The organism is Pseudomonas edaphica (assembly GCF_965277385.1).
Taxonomy (GTDB): Bacteria; Pseudomonadota; Gammaproteobacteria; order Pseudomonadales; family Pseudomonadaceae; genus Aquipseudomonas; species Aquipseudomonas edaphica.
Window position 1 is genome coordinate 1807685 of the sequence record NZ_OZ255725.1, and the last position, 19539, is coordinate 1827223.

General features: G+C 58.3%; 17 protein-coding genes. 1 reads left to right on the forward strand and 16 read right to left on the reverse strand.

Features of this window, described 5'->3' with window-relative positions; genetic code table 11:
• Positions 1-51: 51 nt before the first annotated feature.
• From dnaE to rpsB, 16 genes are all read right to left on the reverse strand, one after another.
• Positions 52-3573: a DNA polymerase III subunit alpha gene (gene dnaE, locus ACQY47_RS08170; RefSeq protein WP_017137152.1), complete on the reverse strand. Its 3522-nt coding sequence runs from the start codon at positions 3571-3573 to the stop codon at positions 52-54.
• Positions 3574-3650: 77 nt separating this feature from the next.
• Complete coding sequence (rnhB, locus tag ACQY47_RS08175) at positions 3651-4283, reverse strand: ribonuclease HII (protein WP_017137151.1); 633 nt, start codon at positions 4281-4283, stop codon at positions 3651-3653.
• Entirely contained in the window at positions 4280-5419 is a 1140-nt protein-coding gene (gene lpxB, locus ACQY47_RS08180; RefSeq protein WP_099548557.1) for a lipid-A-disaccharide synthase, read from the reverse strand. Before lpxB ends, rnhB begins: the two co-directional genes overlap by 4 nt.
• A 2-nt stretch (positions 5420-5421) precedes the next feature.
• The gene (gene lpxA, locus ACQY47_RS08185; protein ID WP_017137149.1) at positions 5422-6198 is read right to left on the reverse strand and encodes an acyl-ACP--UDP-N-acetylglucosamine O-acyltransferase; all 777 of its coding nucleotides are present in this window, start codon (positions 6196-6198) and stop codon (positions 5422-5424) included.
• Positions 6195-6635, reverse strand: a complete 441-nt coding sequence (gene fabZ, locus ACQY47_RS08190) for a 3-hydroxyacyl-ACP dehydratase FabZ (protein ID WP_003172281.1) — start codon at positions 6633-6635, stop codon at positions 6195-6197. The genes lpxA and fabZ overlap by 4 nt, the downstream gene beginning before the upstream one ends.
• Before the next feature lie 111 nt (positions 6636-6746).
• Entirely contained in the window at positions 6747-7802 is a 1056-nt protein-coding gene (gene lpxD, locus ACQY47_RS08195; protein ID WP_428556861.1) for a UDP-3-O-(3-hydroxymyristoyl)glucosamine N-acyltransferase, read from the reverse strand.
• 3 nt (positions 7803-7805) lie between these two features.
• Positions 7806-8309, reverse strand: a complete 504-nt coding sequence (locus ACQY47_RS08200) for an OmpH family outer membrane protein (RefSeq protein WP_003189173.1) — start codon at positions 8307-8309, stop codon at positions 7806-7808.
• Between the two features lie 45 nt (positions 8310-8354).
• Positions 8355-10757 (reverse strand): outer membrane protein assembly factor BamA, encoded by a 2403-nt coding sequence (gene bamA, locus ACQY47_RS08205; RefSeq protein ID WP_428556863.1) that lies wholly within the window; start codon positions 10755-10757, stop codon positions 8355-8357.
• Positions 10758-10831: 74 nt separating this feature from the next.
• Positions 10832-12184 (reverse strand): sigma E protease regulator RseP, encoded by a 1353-nt coding sequence (gene rseP, locus ACQY47_RS08210; protein WP_428556865.1) that lies wholly within the window; start codon positions 12182-12184, stop codon positions 10832-10834.
• Positions 12185-12237: 53 nt separating this feature from the next.
• Complete coding sequence (ispC, locus tag ACQY47_RS08215; RefSeq protein WP_138454083.1) at positions 12238-13428, reverse strand: 1-deoxy-D-xylulose-5-phosphate reductoisomerase; 1191 nt, start codon at positions 13426-13428, stop codon at positions 12238-12240.
• A complete protein-coding gene (locus ACQY47_RS08220; protein ID WP_065928976.1) occupies positions 13425-14234 on the reverse strand; it encodes a phosphatidate cytidylyltransferase in 810 nt (269 codons plus the stop codon). The genes ispC and ACQY47_RS08220 overlap by 4 nt, the downstream gene beginning before the upstream one ends.
• A complete protein-coding gene (gene uppS / locus ACQY47_RS08225) occupies positions 14235-14990 on the reverse strand; it encodes a polyprenyl diphosphate synthase (protein WP_017137143.1) in 756 nt (251 codons plus the stop codon).
• 17 nt (positions 14991-15007) lie between these two features.
• Complete coding sequence (gene frr, locus ACQY47_RS08230) at positions 15008-15565, reverse strand: ribosome recycling factor (protein WP_017137142.1); 558 nt, start codon at positions 15563-15565, stop codon at positions 15008-15010.
• Positions 15562-16305: a UMP kinase gene (gene pyrH / locus ACQY47_RS08235; RefSeq protein WP_003172271.1), complete on the reverse strand. Its 744-nt coding sequence runs from the start codon at positions 16303-16305 to the stop codon at positions 15562-15564. Before pyrH ends, frr begins: the two co-directional genes overlap by 4 nt.
• Positions 16306-16516: 211 nt before the next feature.
• Positions 16517-17380 carry a translation elongation factor Ts gene (gene tsf, locus ACQY47_RS08240; RefSeq protein ID WP_177032712.1) on the reverse strand — a complete coding sequence of 288 codons (864 nt, stop codon included), beginning with the start codon at positions 17378-17380 and terminating at the stop codon, positions 16517-16519.
• 191 nt (positions 17381-17571) lie between these two features.
• Complete coding sequence (gene rpsB, locus ACQY47_RS08245) at positions 17572-18309, reverse strand: 30S ribosomal protein S2 (protein ID WP_003189158.1); 738 nt, start codon at positions 18307-18309, stop codon at positions 17572-17574.
• Between the two features lie 387 nt (positions 18310-18696).
• Here rpsB and map point away from each other — a divergent pair, with 387 nt between their 5' ends.
• The gene (gene map, locus ACQY47_RS08250) at positions 18697-19479 is read left to right on the forward strand and encodes a type I methionyl aminopeptidase (protein ID WP_017137140.1); all 783 of its coding nucleotides are present in this window, start codon (positions 18697-18699) and stop codon (positions 19477-19479) included.
• Positions 19480-19539 lie beyond the last annotated feature (60 nt).

Genomic DNA, 19539 nt, shown 5'->3' on the forward strand with positions numbered 1-19539 from the left:
CGCGTTTAGGTCGAGATTAAATGTTCAGCCGAGATCAGACGTATCTGACCGTCAGCGGTATTGGAGGAAGACGTTGTCTCGCCCGAACTGGTCACGCAAAGCTTGAATCAAGCCATCAGCGGGATCAATTCGCCACGTCTCACCAAACTGCAACATCGCCTTGGCGTCATTGCCGGTGTATTCCATGGTCACCGGGCACGCGCCACGGTGACGTTTGAGCAAGTCACCCAACCAGCGTAGCTGATCGCCTTTAAGGGCTTCGGTCTTGACCTTCAAGCGCAGGCTTTCGGCCAGGTTGGTGCGCGCATCTTCCATGCTCATCACCCGCTTGATCCGCAGGCGCAGGCCGCCGGAGAAGTCATCGTTGCTGACCTCGCCTTCCACCACCACCATGGCATCGGTCTGCAGCAGCGACTGCGCGGAGTGAAACGCATCGGCAAACAGCGACGCCTCGATGCGGCCCGAGCGGTCATCGAGGGTGATAAAGCCCATCTTGTCGCCCTTCTTATTTTTCATCACACGCAGGGCGATGATCATGCCGGCGACGGTCTGGGTATCGCGCGCTGGCTTCAGGTCGATGATGCGCTGACGGGCGAAACGGCGTATTTCACCTTCGTACTCGTCGATCGGGTGACCGGTCAGGTACAGGCCCAGGGTGTCTTTCTCACCTTTGAGACGCTCCTTGAGGGTCAGCTCCTTGGCCTTGCGATGGTTGGCATAAACGTCGGCATCTTCCTCGACAAACAGCCCGCCAAACAGGTCGGCGTGGCCACTGTCATGGGTGCGGGCGGTCTGTTCGGCGGCCTTGATCGCTTCTTCCATGGCGGTGAGCAGCACCGCCCGGTTGCGGTCGATGTTCGCCTGGTAAGCCTTCGGTTCATCATGGAAATACGGGCCGAGACGATCGAGCGCACCACTGCGGATCAAACCATCGAGGGTGCGCTTGTTGATACGCTTGAGGTCAACCCGTGCGCAGAAGTCGAACAAATCCTCGAACGGCCCATGCTGACGCGCTTCGGTGATTGCTTCAACCGGCCCTTCGCCCACGCCCTTGATGGCGCCCAGGCCATAGATGATGCGGCCTTCGTCGTTCACCGTGAACTTGAACTCCGAGGCGTTCACGTCCGGCGCGTCGAGGCGCAGCTTCATGGTGCGCACTTCCTCGATCAAGGTCACGACCTTGTCGGTGTTGTGCATATCCGCCGAGAGTACCGCCGCCATGAACGGCGCCGGGTAGTGGGCTTTCAGCCAGGCGGTCTGGTACGACACCAGGCCGTAGGCGGCGGAGTGGGATTTGTTGAAGCCGTAACCGGCGAACTTCTCTACCAGGTCGAAAATGTTACCGGCCAGGTCCGCGTCGATATTGTTGGTGGCGCAACCCTCAATGAAACCGCCGCGTTGCTTGGCCATTTCCTCGGGCTTTTTCTTACCCATGGCGCGACGCAGCATGTCCGCACCGCCAAGGGTGTAACCGGCCATGACCTGGGCAATCTGCATCACCTGTTCTTGATACAGGATGATGCCGTAGGTCGGCGCCAGTACCGGTTTTAGGCCTTCATACTGGTAATCGGAGTGCGGGTACGCCAGTTCGGCGCGGCCGTGCTTACGGTTGATAAAGTCATCCACCATGCCCGACTGCAGCGGGCCTGGGCGGAACAAGGCCACCAGTGCGATCAAGTCTTCCAGGCAGTCGGGCTTGAGCTTTTTGATCAGCTCTTTCATGCCGCGCGACTCAAGCTGGAACACCGCGGTGGTTTCGGCTTTTTGCAGCAGCTGGTAGGTAGGTTTGTCATCCAGCGGGATGAACGCGATATCCAGCGGCTCCTCGTCGACCTTGGCGCGTTCGCGGTTAATGGTCTTGAGCGCCCAGTCGATGATCGTCAGGGTTCGCAGGCCGAGGAAGTCGAACTTCACCAGGCCGGCTGCCTCCACGTCATCCTTATCGAACTGGGTGACCAGGCCATCGCCTTCTTCATCGCAATAAATCGGCGAAAAGTCGGTGAGCTTGGTTGGCGCAATCACCACACCACCGGCGTGTTTGCCGACGTTACGCACCACGCCTTCGAGTTTGCGTGCCATGTCCCAGATTTCGGCGGCTTCTTCATCGATCTTGATGAAGTCGCGCAGGATTTCTTCCTGCTCATAAGCCTTCTCAAGGGTCATGCCGACTTCAAACGGAATCATCTTCGAAAGACGGTCCGCCAGGCCGTAGGACTTGCCCTGCACCCGCGCCACGTCACGGATTACGGCCTTGGCCGCCATGGAACCGAAGGTGATGATCTGGCTCACGGCATTGCGGCCATATTTCTCGGCCACGTACTCGATCACACGGTCGCGACCGTCCATGCAGAAGTCGACGTCGAAGTCGGGCATGGAAACCCGTTCCGGGTTCAGGAACCGCTCGAACAGCAGGTCGTATTCCAGCGGGTCAAGGTCGGTGATCTTCTGCACATAGGCCACCAGCGACCCGGCACCCGAACCCCGGCCTGGGCCTACGGGCACGCCGTTGCTCTTGGCCCACTGGATAAAGTCCATCACGATCAGGAAGTAACCGGGGAACCCCATCTGGATAATGATATCCAGCTCGAAATTCAGCCGGTCGACGTAGACCTGGCGCTTGGCGTCATAGTCTTCGGTGGTGTCCTTGGGCAGCAGAACGCTCAAACGCTCTTCCAGGCCGTCGAACGACACCTTGCGAAAGTACTCATCGATGGTCATGCCATCGGGAATCGGGAAGTTGGGCAAAAAGTGCTTGCCCAGCTTCACTTCGATATTGCAGCGCTTGGCGATTTCGACCGAGTTTTCCAGCGCCTCAGGCAGGTCGCTGAACAGCTCGGCCATTTCATCGGCGCTTTTGAGGTACTGCTCTTCGCTGTAGTTCTTGGAGCGGCGCGGGTCATCCAGTGCCCGGCCTTCGCCAATGCACACGCGGGTTTCGTGGGCCTCGAAATCTTCTTTCTTGATAAAGCGCACATCGTTGGTCGCAACCAGCGGCGCGCCCAGCTTGTCGGCCAGGGCCACGGCGGCGTGCAGGTGTTCTTCGTCATTGGGGCGATTGGTGCGCTGGACTTCCAGGTAGAAGCGGTCGGGAAACACGTCCATCCACTCGCGGGCCAACACTTCGGCTTCCTGGGGGTTGCCGCCCAGCAGCGCGATACCGATCTCGCCCTCTTTGGCGGCCGAGAGCATGATCACGCCCTCACTCGCCTCAGCCACCCACTCACGCTCAATGATGATCGAGCCGTTGCGCTGGCCGTCGATAAAACCGCGCGAGATCAATTCGGTGAGGTTGCGATAACCCACGCCATTCATCGCCAGCAGGCTGATGCGGCTCAGGGGGTTATCCGGGTCTTTGTTCGACAGCCACAGGTCGGCGCCGCAAATCGGCTTGATGCCGGCGCCCATGGCGTTCTTGTAAAACTTGACCAGGGAACACATGTTGTTCTGATCGGTAACCGCCACCGCAGGCATGTTCATGCCCACCAGGGTTTTGACCAGCGGTTTGATCCGTACCAGGCCGTCGACCAGGGAGTATTCAGTGTGCAGGCGCAGGTGAACGAATGAAGCCGGCATAGTGATCCTGTCTAAAAACTTAGAAACAACAAGGCCCGGGATTGTACCGGGCCTTGAGCAAAACATCAGCCTCGCGACTAAACCTCGCTGAGACTCTCACGCGCCTCGTAAGCCTGACGGACCGGGGCGAACGAACGACGGTGGATCGGCGTCGGGCCCAGGCGAGCCAAGGCTTCCAGATGAACGGGCGTCGGGTAACCTTTATGACCACCGATGCCGTAGCCCGGATAGATCAATTCAAACGCCGCCATTTCGCGGTCGCGGCTGACTTTGGCCAGGATCGAGGCGGCGGCAATCGCCGGAACCTTGCTATCCCCTTTGACCACGGCTTCTGAAGGCATCGCCAGTTTGGGGCAGCGGTTGCCGTCGATCATCGCCATTTTCGGTGTGATGTGCAGCCCTTCAACGGCGCGCTGCATGGCCAGCATGGTGGCGTGAAGAATGTTCAGCTCATCGATCTCTTCGACTTCGGCCCGGGCGATGTGCCAGCTCAACGCTTTTTCGCAGATCTCGTCGTAGAGCTTTTCACGGCGCGCTTCGGTGAGTTTTTTCGAGTCATTGAGACCGAGGATCGGGCGATTTGGGTCGAGGATCACCGCCGCCGTCACCACCGCGCCACACAACGGGCCACGCCCCACTTCATCCACACCGGCGACCAGTGCGTCGGCGTGTGCGACCAGACTGAAATCCAGGCCCATTTGCGTGGTCATAAAGCGTCCTGTTTTTGCCCGATCAAGGTTAATACAGCATCGGCCGCCTGGTTCGATGCATCACGCCGCAGGGTGCGGTGGATGTCGTCAAAACCACGGGTCTGCTCTTCGCCGCCGTCGATCAAGGGTAGTAGGGTTTGTGCCAAGGCTTCGGGCGTTGCATCGTCCTGCAACAACTCCGGTACCAGCAGGCGTTGGGCCAGCAGGTTAGGCAAGGAGATGTAAGGGCTCTTGACCATGCGCTTGAGAATCCAGAACGTCAGCGGCGCCAGGCGATAAGCCACGACCATCGGGCGTTTGTACAGCAGCGCCTCCAGGGTCGCGGTGCCCGAGGCAATCAATACCGCATCACAGGCGGCAAGCGCCAGGTGCGACTGGCCATCGAGCAAGGTCAACGGCAGATTGCGGCCTTCGAGCAACGTCTCGATTTGCGCACGCCGTTGCGGGCTGGCGCAAGGTAATACGAAACGCACGCCTGGCTTCAGGGCTTGAAGGCGTTCGGCAGCCTCGAAAAACACACTGGCCAGACGCCCGACTTCGCCGCCACGACTGCCTGGCATCAATGCCACCAGCGGACCGTCAGGCAAGCCCAGCTGGGCGCGCGCGGCGGCGCGGTCAGCTTGTAGCGGGATGGTGTCGGCCAAGGTATGCCCGACAAACCGCACCGGTACGCCCTTCTCTTCGTAGAACCTGGCTTCGAACGGCAGCAAGGTCAGCATCAAGTCGCAGCCTTCGCGGATCTTCAGCACACGCTTCTGCCGCCACGCCCATACGGACGGGCTAACGTAATGCACGGTCTTGATGCCGGCCTGACGCAACTTGAGTTCGATATTGAGGGTGAAGTCCGGCGCATCGATGCCAATAAAGACGTCGGGCTTTTCTTCGATCAGGGTTTGAATCAGCAGCTTGCGGCGCGCCAGCAACTCACGCAGTCGGCCCAGCACCTCCACCAACCCCATGACCGACAGGCGCTCCATGGGAAAGTAGGATGTCAGACCTTCGGCCTGCATGAGCGGGCCGCCCACGCCAATAAACTCCACCGCTGGATGCTGGGCCTTGAGCGCCCGCATCAGGCCAGCGCCCAGGATATCGCCGGAAGCCTCACCGGCCACCAGCGCAATACGCAGAGTCGCCATGATCAGCGGGTGATGCCGCGCGTCGATGCCTGGATAGAGTCGCGGAACACCGCGACTTCCGGGAACAACGCTGCTGGCTCGGTCAGTTCAGTCAGTGCCTGCTCAACCGTCAGCCCCTGACGGTAAACCGTCTTATAGGCGCGGCGCAGAGCGTGAATCGCGTCTTCACTGAAACCGCGACGGCGCATGCCTTCGAAGTTCATGCTGCGGGCTTCGGCAGGGTTGCCGAACACCGTGACAAATGCCGGAACATCCTTGCCGATCGCGGTACCCATGCCGGAAAAGCTGTGGGCGCCGATATGGCAGTACTGGTGGACCAGGGTGAAGCCGGACAGGATCGCCCAATCGTCAACGTGCACATGGCCGGCCAGCGCCGTGTTGTTGACCAGGATGCAATGGTTGCCGATCACACTGTCATGGCCGATATGCGCATAGGCCATGATCAGATTGTGATCACCCAGCGTGGTTTCGGCACGATCCTGCACAGTGCCACGGTGAATGGTCACACCTTCACGGATGATGTTGTGATCACCGATTACCAGGCGTGTTTCTTCACCCTTGTACTTCATGTCCGGGGTGTCTTCGCCTACCGAGGAAAACTGGTAGATACGATTGTGTTTGCCAATGCGGGTCGGACCTTTGAGGATCACGTGTGGCCCGATGACAGTCCCCTCGCCGATTTCAACACCTGCGCCGATGATCGACCAAGGGCCGACCTCAACGTCGGCGGCCAGAACGGCCGACGGATCGATGATTGCGCGAGGGTCAATCAAACTCATAGTTTGCGTTCCGCACAGATGATCTCAGCGGAACACACCGGCTTGCCGTCCACCGAGGCCTGGCATTCGAACTTCCAGATCTGGCGCTTGCAGCTGATGAACTTGGCTTCCAGGATCAACTGGTCACCCGGAGTGACCGGGTTGCGAAAGCGCAGTTTGTCGGAGCCCACGAAATAGTAAAGCGTGCCGTCGGCAGGCTTGAGGTCGAGCATTTTGAAACCAAGGATACCGGCAGCCTGGGCCATCGCTTCGATAATCAGCACGCCCGGCATGATCGGATGCGCGGGGAAGTGACCATTGAAGAACGGTTCGTTGATGCTGACATTCTTGTAGGCACGAATGCGCTTTTCCTCGACATTGAGGTCCACTACACGGTCCACCAGCAGGAACGGGTAACGGTGAGGCAGGTATTCGCGAATCTCGTTGATGTCCATCATTTCGGGGGGAAGCCTGTAATAAAGATTGGGGGCGGGCGAACTAAACGCACGCCCCGCTAGCAAATCAAGGAGGCAGTCTAGCGGCTGTGCACACTTGATATGGAAATGGTATCAGCCTTCTGATGAAGCATTACCGCCAGGGGTCACGTCCTCGACACGCTTTTCGACCTGCTTGAGGCGTCGGGCCATGTCGTCGATCTTGCGCAAACGTGCCGCACTTTTGCGCCATTCAGCCGCAGGCTGCATGGCCGTACCGGAAGAGTAGGCACCCGGCTCGGTAATCGAGTGGGTCACCATGGTCATGCCGGTGATGAAGACGTTGTCGCAAACTTCAATATGCCCCACCAGCCCAACGCCACCGGCGAGCATGCAATGCTTGCCGATCTTGGTACTGCCGGAGATACCCACGCACGCCGCCATGGCGGTGTGATCGCCAATCTGCACGTTGTGGGCGATCTGGATCTGGTTGTCGAGCTTCACCCCGTTACCGAGCACGGTATCGGCCAAGGCCCCGCGATCTACAGCGGTGTTGACACCGATTTCCACGTCGTCGCCGATAAATACGCCGCCGACCTGGGCAATTTTGTGCCAGATGCCTTTGGCGTTGGCAAAACCGAAACCTTCGCCACCGATCACTGCGCCTGACTGAATGACAACCCGCTCACCAATACGCACGTCGTGATAAAGGGTAACGCGAGGCGCCAGCCAACCATCGACGCCGATTTCGCAACGCGCACCGATAAAGCAATGCGCGCCCACCGTGACGCCGGCAGCAATGCGCGCACCACTCTCGATCACGGCAAACGCGCCAATGCTGGCCGCAGGGTCAACCTGAGCATCATCGGCGATCACGGCCGACGGGTGAATACCAGCCGCCGCCTTGGGTTTGGGATCGAACAGGTGCGACGCCCGGGCATACGCCAGGTACGGGTCGGCAACCACCAGCGCATCCCCGGTAAACCCTTCGGCGTCAGCGGCCTTCAGCAACACGGCTGCGGCTTGGCTGTCGACCAGGTATTTACGGTATTGGGGATTTGCGAGGAAGCTCAACTGAGCTGGGCCAGCCTCCTGCAAGGTGGCTAGCCCAGTGATTTCTTTCTCCTTGGAGCCACGCAAGGTGGCCCCCAGGAACTCGGCCAACTCGCCGAGCTTGATAGTCGCGGTCATGGCTTACTTCAGCTGGTTCATGCGCTCGATCACCTGACGGGTGATGTCGTATTGAGGCTTGACGTCAATCACGGCGCCGCGCTCGAACACCAGGTCAAAGGCACCTTTCTTGATGACTTCTTCCACAGCGCTGTCGAGCTTAGGCTTGAGCTGCTTGAGCATTTCACGGTCAGCAACGGCTTTGGCTTCGTTCAGTTCCTTGGACTGGAACTGGTAGTCGCGGGCCTTTTGCTTGAATTCAAGCTCCAGACGCTCACGCTCGCCTTGCTGCATTTTGTCGCCACCGGCTACCAGCCGATCCTGGATACCCTTGGCACTGCTTTCCAGAGTCTTGAGCTTGGTCAGTTGCGGACCGAACTTCTTCTCGGCATCCACGGCGTAACGCTTGGCCGCGTCGGATTCCAGCAGGGCCATCTGATAGTTCAGGACGGCGATTTTCATTTCGGCGAAGGCCGGTGTGGTTACCAGCACGGTGGCCAGCAGAACCAATTGAGTCAACTTACGCACGATGTACTCCTACAGAATCCGTTGTCGTTATCTTGGGTCAGACGCTTAGAACGTCTGGCCGAGGGAGAATTGGAAAATCTGGGTTTCAGCGTTATCCGGTTTCTTGATCGGCATGGCCAGAGCAAAGCTCAATGGGCCAAGCGCGGTCACCCACGTCACGCCAACACCTACGGAGCTGGCGAGGTTGGCCAGACTGACGTCGTTGCACTGGGTTTGGGACACAGAACCAGGACCAGGAACAGGAGCCGGGTTGTTGACCTGTTGGCACTTGGAGTCGAACACGTTACCCACGTCCCAGAAGACCGAAGTACGCAGCGAACGCTGATCTTTGACGAATGGCAGCGGGAACAGAAGCTCAGCACCACCCTGGATCAGTACGTTACCACCGAATGCCAGAGCGTCATTGTTGGAATCAGCAAGCGTGCCTTGGTTACCGGTTACGCCTTGACCACGACTCGGCGTACCACGCGGGCCCAAGGTACTGTCCTTGAAGCCACGAACCGAGTTGAAACCGCCTGCATAGTAGTTCTCATAGAACGGCAGACCACTGGTCGAACCATAACCGTCGCCATAACCCAATTCGGTGTGCAGGCGCACGGTGTAGTTGTCGCTCAGCGGCTGGAACAACTGGCCACGGTAGTCGAGCTTGAAGAACGACAGGTCGCTGCCCGGCGTGGTGGCTTCAGCAGTCAGGCTTTGGGAATGGCCACGTGTCGCCAGCACACCTTTGTTCAGGGTCGATTCCGACCAGCCAACCGACGCCTTGAAGTTCAGGAACTGGTCACCTTCACGGCGCACGAAGTCGAAAATCTCATCCGTGGTGTACACACCGGTCTTGATTTTGTCCTGTTGCGCAGTAAAACCGAAGGTCAGACGCGAAGTCTCACTGATCGGGTAACCGATGTTGACACCGGCGCCGAGGCTGTCGATCGCGTAGCTGGCAACGTCAACGTTCAGGTCTTTGTAGTCGGTGGTGCGATAGAAGGCGTTGTAGCCCAGGCTCACACCGTCAGCTGTCCAGTAGGGGTCGACATAACCGAAGTTATAGCGGCTCTGGTATTCGCTTCGGGTCAGGCCGATGGAGACCTTGTTACCGGTACCGAGGAAGTTGTTCTGGGTGATCGAACCACCGAGGATCAGACCGGCACTCTGTGCAAAACCGACGCTGGCAGTGATCGAACCCGAGGCCTGTTCTTCAACGGCGTAGTTCACGTCAACCTGGTCATCCACACCCGGTACGGCCGGGGTTTCGACGTTGACTTCCTTAAAGAAGCCCAGGCGCTCAAGACGGGTCTTGGACTGGTCGATCAGGTAAGTCGACGCCCAGCCACCTTCCATCTGACGCATCTCACGGCGCAGCACTTCGTCCGCAGACTTGGTGTTGCCACGGAAGTTGATGCGGTTCACGTAGGCACGCTTGCCTGGGTCGACAACGAAGGTGATGTCCACGGTGTGGTCTTCGTCGTGCGGGGTCGGCACGCCGTTGACGTTGGCGAAGGTATAGCCTTCGTTACCCAGGCGACGGGTGATCAGTTCGGACGTGGTGGTCATCAGCTTGCGCGAGAACACCTGGTCTTTCTGCACCAGCAACAGCGACTTCACCTGGTCTTCAGGGACTTTCAGGTCGCCGCTGAGCTTGACGTCACGCACGGTGTATTTCTCACCTTCGTTGACGTTGACGGTGATGTAGACGTGTTTCTTGTCCGGGGTGATGGACACCTGGGTCGAAGCGATATCCATGTTGATATAGCCACGGTCCAGGTAGTAGGAACGCAGACGTTCCAGGTCACCGGAGAGTTTTTCACGGGCGTACTTGTCATCGTTCTTGAAGAACGACAGCCAGTTGGTGGTCTTGAGTTCGAACAGGTCGATCAGGTCGTCATCAGCAAACTTGGTGTTCCCCACCACGTTGATGTGCTGGATCGCCGCCACGGTGCCTTCGTTGATCTTGACCTTGAGGCCAACACGGTTACGAGGCTGCGGAATCACTTCGGTTTCCACGGACGCGGAATAGCGACCCTGGGCGACGTACTGACGTTGCAGTTCGTTACGCACACCCTCGAGGGTGGCGCGCTGGAAGATCTCGCCTTCGGCCAGGCCGGATTGCTTGAGACCCTTCATCAAGTCTTCAGTGGAGATCGCCTTGTTACCCTCGATCTCGATACTGGCGACGGAAGGTCGCTCAACGACAGTAATGACCAGGACGTTACCTTCGCGACCCAGTTGGATATCTTGAAAGAACCCGGTTTTGAACAGCGCACGAGTGGATTCCACCAGGCGACGATCATCCGCCTGTTCCCCGACGTTCAACGGCAAGGCACCAAAGACGCTACCGGCGGAAACCCGCTGGAGGCCGTTGACGCGAATATCGGAGATAGTGAAGGACTCGGCGTGAACTTCGGCGATCATCAATACGGTGAGAACCGCAGTTAGCAGCAGACGTTTCATGAAGTCCTTTCTTATTCCAACTGGCAATAAACAAACTGCCGCAAAATGCGGCAGATTCGCAATTCAGCGAAGCGTTACAGTCGTCCCAGATCGTTGACCAGAGCTAACAACATCACTCCAACCACCAAACTGATACCGATCTGTATCCCCCAACCCTGCACCCGATCCGACAAGGGGCGACCACGCACCCACTCGACCAGATAAAACAACAGATGCCCCCCATCCAATACTGGAATGGGCAGCAAATTCAGAACTCCAAGGCTAATACTCAGATAAGCCAGGAAATTCAGGAAATCCGCGACACCCGACTGGGCAGAAGCGCCCGCCACTTTAGCAATGGTTATCGGTCCACTCAAGTTTTTTACCGAGAGCTCGCCGAACAACATTTTCTTGAGCGATTCGAGGGTCAGCACACTCATGGTCCAAGTGCGTTTTGCACCCTCGCCAATCGCCGCCAACGGCCCGAAGCTGACCTCCCGCACCATCGAGGGTGGCCAGTCGACACCTTTCACCCCGGCACCCAGGTAACCCCCAGCGGCCTTGGCTTCCCCGCGTACCGCCAGGGTCACAGGGACGTCGATTTGAGCACCATCGCGCTCAACTTTCAGCACAATTTTGGTATCAGGGCGTACACGCACCAGATCAACCACTTGCTGCCAGTCGCCCAGCGCCTGGCCATCAAGGGCCAACAAACGGTCGCCGGTTTTCAGACCTGCGGCTTGCGCCGGGCCTTTCGGATCCAGCTCAGCCAGCACCGGCGGCAAGGCCGGGCGCCAAGGCCGAATCCCCAGCGACTTGATCGGATCAGGCTCATCTGCGCCCTTGAGCCAGTGATCCAGGGCCAGGGCGCGAGGCGTCTCGGCGGTGGAATCCTGTTCGCGCACCACCACATTAATGGTGCCGCTTTCACCCATGCGGCGTACCAGCTGTAAATTGACCGCGCCCCACCCCGTGGTCGATTCGCCATCAATGGAAACAATTTCCTGCCCTGCGACCAGACCGGCCTTGGCCGCCATGCTGTCCGCTTCGACCGCGCCGATGACCGGGCGCACCTGCTGGCTGCCCATCATGGCCAAGACCCAGAAGAACACCATCGCCAAGAGGAAGTTGGCGATCGGACCGGCAGCCACAATCGCGATACGCTGACGAACGGTCTTGCGATTAAAGGACTGGTCCAATTGATCAGCCGGCACTTCGCCTTCACGCTCATCGAGCATTTTGACGTAGCCACCCAGCGGAATGGCCGCAATTACGAATTCGGTGCCACGACGATCGTGCCAACGCAGCAACGGCATGCCGAAACCGACGGAAAAGCGCAGTACCTTGACGCCGCAACGACGCGCCACCCAAAAGTGGCCGAATTCGTGGAAGGTGACCAGCACACCCAGAGCAACCAGGGTGCCGACAATCATGTAGAGCGCACTCATCTAATTTCTCCGCATTCCAATCCAGTGCCTGAAGGCTCAAACCTGCCCACAGGCTAACGCGCGTTGCGGTTCAACCATTGCTCGGCCAGGGCACGGGCCTTTGCATCGGCCTCGAACACTGCACCCAAATCTTCCACTGCCACAACGGGCTCAAGGCTCAAAACCTCCTCGATGATACTCGGGATCTGCGGGAAGCGAATACGCCCGTCAAGAAACGCCGCCACAGCCACCTCGTTAGCCGCATTAAGCATCGCCGGCGCACTGTTGCCCGCCTCTGCTGCTTGCCGCGCCAAACGCAGGCACGGGAAGCGTTGTTCGTCCGGCGCCTCGAAGTCCAGGCGCGCAACGGCGAACAGGTCCAACGGCGCGACCCCCGAGTCAATCCGCTCCGGCCAGGCCAGGGCATTGGCGATCGGCGTGCGCATGTCCGGGTTACCCAACTGCGCCAGCACCGAGCCGTCCACATAGTCGACCAGGGAATGAATCACACTTTGCGGATGGATCACCACTTCAACCTGATCCGGCCGAGCGTCGAACAACCAGCACGCCTCGATCAACTCCAGGCCTTTGTTCATCATGCTCGCCGAGTCCACGGAAATCTTGCGCCCCATGGACCAGTTCGGGTGTGCACAGGCCTGATCAGGCGACACGTGCTCCAGATCAGCCAGTGGAGTTTGCCGGAACGGGCCACCGGATGCCGTAAGAAGAATCCGCCGCACACCCACCTGGCTCAAGCCGCGGGCAAAATCGCCGGGCATGCACTGGAAAATTGCGTTGTGCTCACTGTCGAGGGGCAGCAACACCGCGCCGCTCTTGCGTACCGCCTGCATAAAGAGCGTGCCGGACATGACCAGCGCTTCTTTATTGGCCAGCAGGATCTTCTTGCCGGCACCCACCGCTGCCAGCGTCGGGCGCAAACCCGCTGCGCCGACGATGGCCGCCACCACGGTGTCCACCTCGGCATCGGCCGACACCTGGCACAGCCCTTCCTCACCCACCAGCACCTGCGTAGCCAGCCCGGCAGCCTGCAACTGTTGCTGCAAGCCACGTGCTGCCGCCACTTCAGGCACTACGGCAAAGCGCGGCGTATGACGCACGCACAGGGCCAGCAGCTCGGCCAAACGGGTGAACCCGGTCAAGGCAAACACCTGATAACGGTCAGGATGGCGAGCGATCACATCCAGGGTGCTCAACCCCACCGAGCCGGTTGCCCCCAGCACGGTCACCTGTTGCAGGCGGCTCACGAAGCCGTCATCCACAACAGCACTGCAAAGATCGGGATAGCAGCGGTAAGGCTATCGATACGATCCAGCACGCCGCCATGGCCCGGCAGCAGGTTGCTGCTGTCCTTGATCCCGGCCTGGCGCTTGAACATGCTTTCAGTCAGGTCGCCCACCACCGAGATGAACACCACGACCGCCGTACCCAGCAGGGCCAGGAGTATTTCCTTCACCGACCAGTCGCGCACAACACCCACTACGAGCGTGATCAACAAGGTCAACGCCAAGCCGCCGTAGACGCCTTCCCAGCTCTTGCCGGGACTGACAGCCGGGGCCAGCTTGCGCTTGCCGAAGGCGCGACCAGAGAAGTAGGCGCCAATATCGGCGCCCCACACCAACACCATCACCGCCATGATCAGCCAGTTGCCCATCGGTGCATTCTTGATTTCCACCAGGCCTTGCCAGGCCGGCAGCAAAATCAACAAGCCAATCACCAATTTGCTGGCAACACTGGACCAATGGCCACTGGTGCGCGGAAAGGTCAGCACCAGGAAGGTCGCGAGCGCCCACCACAGCACCGCAGCGCCCAATACCCAAGGCACCACGATGCTCGACAGGGTATGCATCAGAAACAGCAACAGCGCTACAACAGCGGCGTAGACCACGCGTGGCAATTGCGCATTAAAGCCCGCCAGACGCGCCCACTCCCAGGCACCCAGGGTCACGACCACGCCGATAAACAGCGCAAAGCCGGAACCGTCGAGCAGGAAAAACCCACACAAGGCGATCGGCAGCAGGATCAGTGCGGTGATGATTCGTTGTTTAAGCATTTAAACCCGGGCTCCAGCTTCGATCTGCTCGCTCGTTTTACCGAAGCGGCGCTGACGGGAAGCGAAATCGGCCAGTGCATTACGCATGGCATCGTGTTTGAAGTCCGGCCAGAACAGGTCGGAGAAGTACAGCTCGGTGTAGGCCAACTGCCACAACAGGAAGTTGCTGATGCGGTGCTCGCCACCGGTGCGGATACACAGGTCCGGCAACGGCAGGTCACCGGTCACCAGGCAGGTTTGCAACAATTCGGGCGTGATGTCGTCGGGCCGCAGGTGCCCGGCCTGTACTTCGCGAGCCAGGCGCTGCGCGGCCTGGGCGATATCCCACTGGCCGCCATAGTTGGCCGCGATCTGCAGTACAAAACGGTTGCTGCCAGCGGTGATGGCTTCAGCTTCGCGCATGGCCGCCTGCAGCTCCGGATGAAACCGCGAACGGTCACCGATGATACGCAGGCTGATGTTGTTGTCGTTGAGGCGCTTGGCCTCACGACGCAAAGCCTTGAAGAACAGGTCCATCAAGGCGCTGACTTCTTCGGCCGGCCGTTGCCAGTTCTCACTGGAGAAGGCAAACAGGGTCAACACTTCGACCTTGGCCTCGGCACATACCTCAATCACCGCGCGCACTGCATCGACACCCGCTTTATGCCCGGCGACACCCGGCATAAAGCGTTTTTTCGCCCAGCGATTATTCCCGTCCATGATGATCGCGACATGGCGCGGCACCACAGAGGGCACAGTCTGCTTGGTCTTTTCCATGAAGGTGTCCTGACCCCTTATACGGCCATCAGGTCCTTTTCTTTCTCCTCGAAGGCCTTGGTGATCTTGCCTTCGAAATCCTTGATCAGCTTGTCGATATCAGCAGCAGCACGACGCTCTTCGTCTTCACTGATTTCTTTATCCTTGACCAGCTTCTTCAGCTCACCCATGGCATCACGGCGAATGTTTCGCATGGCAACCCGTGCATCCTCAGCCGCAGCGCTCGCCTGCTTGGTGAAGCCCTTACGGGTTTCTTCGGTCAGGGCCGGCATGGAGATCAACAGCAACTCGCCCAGGTTGGTCGGGTTGAGGTTCAAGCCAGCGCTCTGGATGGCCTTGTCGACAGCGCCGAGCATGTTGCGCTCAAAAGCCACGACTTGCAGGGTGCGCGAGTCTTTTACGGTGATATTGGCTACCTGAGTGATGGAGGTATCTGCGCCGTAGTACGGCACCATCACACTACCCAGGATGCTTGGGTGAGCCTTGCCGGTACGAATCTGGCCAAATGCATGGGCCAGAGACTCCAGGGATTTCTGCATACGCTCTTGAGCGTCTTTCTTGATTTCGTTGATCATTGTTGGCCTTCCTCGATCAGAGTCCCTTCCGCGCCGCCGTGTACGATATTCAGCAGGGCGCCGGGCTTGTTCATGTTAAATACGCGCAGCGGCATCTTGTGGTCGCGGCACAGGCAAATAGCCGTCAGGTCCATCACACCCAGCTTGCGATCCAGCACTTCATCGTAGGTCAGATGATCGAACTTCTCGGCATGCGGGTCTTTGAATGGGTCGGCAGTATAGACGCCGTCTACCTTGGTGGCCTTGAGCACCACGTCAGCATCGATTTCGATGGCACGCAGGCAGGCAGCCGAATCGGTCGTGAAGAACGGGTTACCCGTGCCTGCGGCAAAGATCACGACTTCCTTGGCGTTCAGGTGGCGCATGGCTTTGCGACGATCATAATGATCAGTCACACCAACCATGGAAATAGCCGACATCACGATGGCCGAGATATTGGCGCGCTCCAGGGCGTCGCGCATGGCCAGGGCGTTCATCACAGTGGCCAGCATGCCCATGTGGTCGCCAGTGACCCGGTCCATACCGGCAGCACTCAGTGCCGCGCCACGGAACAGGTTACCGCCGCCAATCACCAGGCCGACTTGAACGCCGATGCCGACCAGTTGGCCGACTTCGAGCGCCATGCGGTCGAGCACCTTGGGATCGATCCCGAACTCTTCCGAGCCCATCAGGGCCTCGCCGCTGAGCTTGAGTAGAATGCGTTTATAGCGAGCCTGATAACCACTGCCCTGCTGAGCCATTGCGAATCTCTCCTGCGGCGTATTTTTTAAAAATTCTTGGCGAGCCGTTTACGGCTTGCATTCACTCTAGCTGGACGCTATTACAGCGCCATCGGAACACGGCTTTGTAAGCCAGTTCCGAAAGGAAGCCAAATAAAAATTGGCCTTCCCATTTGAAAAGAGGCTGCGCGCGTGAGCGGGCAGCCTCTTTCGGCGACAGTTGAAAACTGTCTTACTGCTTGGCGGCAGCCAGCTGGGCAGCAACTTCTTCAGCGAAGTTGTCGACCGGCTTCTCGATGCCCTCGCCTACTTTGTAGTAGGTGAAGGAAACGATTTCAGCACCGGCTTTCTTGGCCAGTTCGCCAACCTTGATTTCAGGGTTCTTGACGAACGCCTGCTCAACCAGGCTCGCTTCAGCCAGGAACTTGCTGATACGGCCTTTGATCATGTTTTCAACGATGTTTTCCGGCTTGCCGGCGATCTTGTCAGCGTTGAGGCTCAGGAACACGGCTTTTTCGCGTTCGATTGCGTCAGCGGACACTTCCGATGGCAGCAGGAATTCCGGGTTGCTGGCCGCTACGTGCATAGCGATGTCTTTTGCCAGCTCAACGTCGCCGCCTTTCAGGGCAACTACGACGCCGATTTTGTTACCGTGCAGGTAACCACCAACAACATCGCCTTCAACGCGAGTCAGGCGACGGATGTTGACGTTTTCGCCAACCTTGCCGACCAGTACCAGGCGATCAGCTTCTTGAGCTTCGATCAACGGCTCAACGGTAGTGAGCTTGTCGTCGAATGCTTTCTTGACGCTGGCAGCAACGAATGCCTTGAAGTCGTCCTGCAGAGCCAGGAAGTCGGTCTGGGAGTTCACTTCCAGCAGAACGGCAGCCTTGCCGTCTTCAACCAGAGCGATAGCGCCTTCAGCAGCAACGTTGCCTGCTTTCTTGGCAGCCTTGATAGCGCCGGAAGCACGCATGTCATCAATGGCTTTTTCGATGTCGCCGCCAGCCTTGGTCAAGGCCTTTTTGCAATCCATCATGCCTTCGCCGGTACGCTCACGCAGTTCTTTAACCAACGCTGCAGTAATCTCTGCCATTTCAAAATCCTCTTGGATAGGTTTTCAACCATTCCACCCGATCAAACGGGCGATCAATTCTTCCCGAATCACCCTTGTAGGCCGCTGCACGTTACAGAAGTTGTAGCTGCGCTGCCGACAAATGGTTTTCGAGGTGGCAAAAAGGGGGCCAAGCCCCCTTTTTGCTTACTGAGTCAACGCCAGGGCGCTAATTACTCAGCGGCAGCTACCGGAGCTTCTTCAACGAACTGCTCGGTACCACCAGCAACGTGGTTGCGACCACGGATTACAGCGTCAGCCATCGAACCCATGTACAGCTGGATAGCGCGGATTGCGTCATCGTTGCCTGGGATGATGTAGTCAACGCCTTCCGGGCTGCTGTTGGTATCGACTACGCCGATAACCGGGATGCCCAGCTTGTTGGCTTCGGTGATCGCGATGCGCTCGTGATCAACGTCGATAACGAACAGTGCGTCAGGCAGACCGCCCATGTCCTTGATACCACCCAGGGAACGATCGAGCTTTTCCAGGTCACGGGAGCGCATCAGCGCTTCTTTCTTGGTCAGCTTGGCGAAAGTACCGTCTTCGGCTTGCACTTCAAGGTCACGCAGACGCTTGATGGAAGCACGGATGGTTTTGAAGTTGGTCAGCATGCCGCCCAACCAGCGGTGATCGACGTACGGCGAACCGCAACGTGCTGCTTCTTCAGCAACGATCTTGCCAGCGGAACGCTTGGTGCCGACGAACAGGATCTTGTTTTTGCCCTGGGCCAGACGCTCTACGAAAGTCAGAGCTTCGTTGAACATTGGCAGGGTTTTTTCAAGGTTGATAATGTGGATCTTGTTACGCGCGCCGAAAATGTATTTACCCATTTTCGGGTTCCAGTAACGGGTCTGGTGACCGAAGTGCACACCGGCCTTCAGCATATCGCGCATGTTGACTTGGGACATGATAGTTCCTTAATAAGTCGGGTTTGGCCTCCACGTATCCCAATGACCAACCAGCGGCATCAAGGCCTCCGGCACCCAGGTCATCGTGTCGACACGTGTGTGGATTTAAGCTTTGCGGGGTATCCCCGGAAAGCGGCGCATTTTATACCACACGAAGGACGAAAACGAAACCTGCAATCACATTTGCCAGCAACCGTGTTCGTGTAACCCCTTGAATAGAGCCGACATACCCCTACTCTATAGAGAGATGCGATTATCAGAGGATCATGATTTGACGCCATCGTCTGTTAGAATCGCGTTTTTTGAGGCTTGTGCGAATTTCGTAACCATTTGTCGCACGCCCGTAAACCGTATTGATTTCAGCGCGTCGCGCTAGAGAGAGCCTGTATGACCGTTAGTTTGAAAACCGCCGAAGACATCGCCGGCATGCGCATTGCCGGCAAACTGGCTGCCGACGTGCTGGAAATGATTGCCGAGCATGTCAAGCCAGGCGTCACCACCGACACTCTGAACCAGATCTGCCACGACTATATAGTCAACGTGCAAAAGGCCATCCCTGCCCCACTGAACTACAAGGGCTTCCCCAAATCGATCTGCACCTCGGTCAACCACGTGGTCTGCCACGGGATTCCAGGCGACAAGCCGTTGAAGGACGGCGACACCCTGAACATCGACGTCACCGTGATCAAGGACCGCTATTTCGGCGATACCAGCCGTATGTTCCACGTCGGCAACGTGCCGGTCTGGGCTGAGCGCCTGTCCCAGGTCACCCAGGAATGCATGTACAAGGCCATCGAGATCGTAAAACCTGGTTGCCGCCTGGGCGATATCGGTGAAGTGATCCAGAAGCACGCAGAAAAGAACGGCTTTTCGGTGGTGCGCGAATTCTGCGGCCACGGTATCGGCACCGTATTCCACGAAGAACCACAGATCCTGCACTACGGCCGCGCCGGCACCGGCATGGAGCTCAAGGCAGGCATGACCTTCACCATCGAGCCAATGATCAACCAGGGCAAAGCCGACACCAAGGTGCTGGGCGACGGTTGGACCGCCATCACCAAGGACCGCAAGCTCTCGGCCCAGTGGGAACATACCCTGCTGGTCACCGAAACCGGCTACGAGATCTTCACCCTGCGCGCAGACGACACGATCCCTCGCGTTTCGGCGTGATGGTTGCCTCGGTTTTCCAGCTACACCGTTGTGACTGACTCAATAGACAGATAGGAAAGC

Bases quoted from the DNA above. Each gene is read 5' to 3' on its own strand.
- lpxB (WP_099548557.1), bottom strand. From the start codon at position 5,419: ATGGCGACTCTGCGTATTGCGCTGGTGGCCGGTGAGGCTTCCGGCGAT.
- bamA (WP_428556863.1), bottom strand. From the start codon at position 10,757: ATGAAACGTCTGCTGCTAACTGCGGTTCTCACCGTATTGATGATCGCC.
- map (WP_017137140.1), top strand. From the start codon at position 18,697: ATGACCGTTAGTTTGAAAACCGCCGAAGACATCGCCGGCATGCGCATT.
- ACQY47_RS08220 (WP_065928976.1), bottom strand. From the start codon at position 14,234: ATGCTTAAACAACGAATCATCACCGCACTGATCCTGCTGCCGATCGCC.
- frr (WP_017137142.1), bottom strand. From the start codon at position 15,565: ATGATCAACGAAATCAAGAAAGACGCTCAAGAGCGTATGCAGAAATCC.
- rpsB (WP_003189158.1), bottom strand. From the start codon at position 18,309: ATGTCCCAAGTCAACATGCGCGATATGCTGAAGGCCGGTGTGCACTTC.
- dnaE (WP_017137152.1), bottom strand. From the start codon at position 3,573: ATGCCGGCTTCATTCGTTCACCTGCGCCTGCACACTGAATACTCCCTG.
- fabZ (WP_003172281.1), bottom strand. From the start codon at position 6,635: ATGATGGACATCAACGAGATTCGCGAATACCTGCCTCACCGTTACCCG.
- rnhB (WP_017137151.1), bottom strand. From the start codon at position 4,283: ATGACCACGCAAATGGGCCTGGATTTCAGTCTGGTCGCACACGCCGAC.
- pyrH (WP_003172271.1), bottom strand. From the start codon at position 16,305: ATGGCTCAGCAGGGCAGTGGTTATCAGGCTCGCTATAAACGCATTCTA.
- tsf (WP_177032712.1), bottom strand. From the start codon at position 17,380: ATGGCAGAGATTACTGCAGCGTTGGTTAAAGAACTGCGTGAGCGTACC.
- uppS (WP_017137143.1), bottom strand. From the start codon at position 14,990: ATGGAAAAGACCAAGCAGACTGTGCCCTCTGTGGTGCCGCGCCATGTC.
- lpxA (WP_017137149.1), bottom strand. From the start codon at position 6,198: ATGAGTTTGATTGACCCTCGCGCAATCATCGATCCGTCGGCCGTTCTG.
- rseP (WP_428556865.1), bottom strand. From the start codon at position 12,184: ATGAGTGCGCTCTACATGATTGTCGGCACCCTGGTTGCTCTGGGTGTG.
- lpxD (WP_428556861.1), bottom strand. From the start codon at position 7,802: ATGACCGCGACTATCAAGCTCGGCGAGTTGGCCGAGTTCCTGGGGGCC.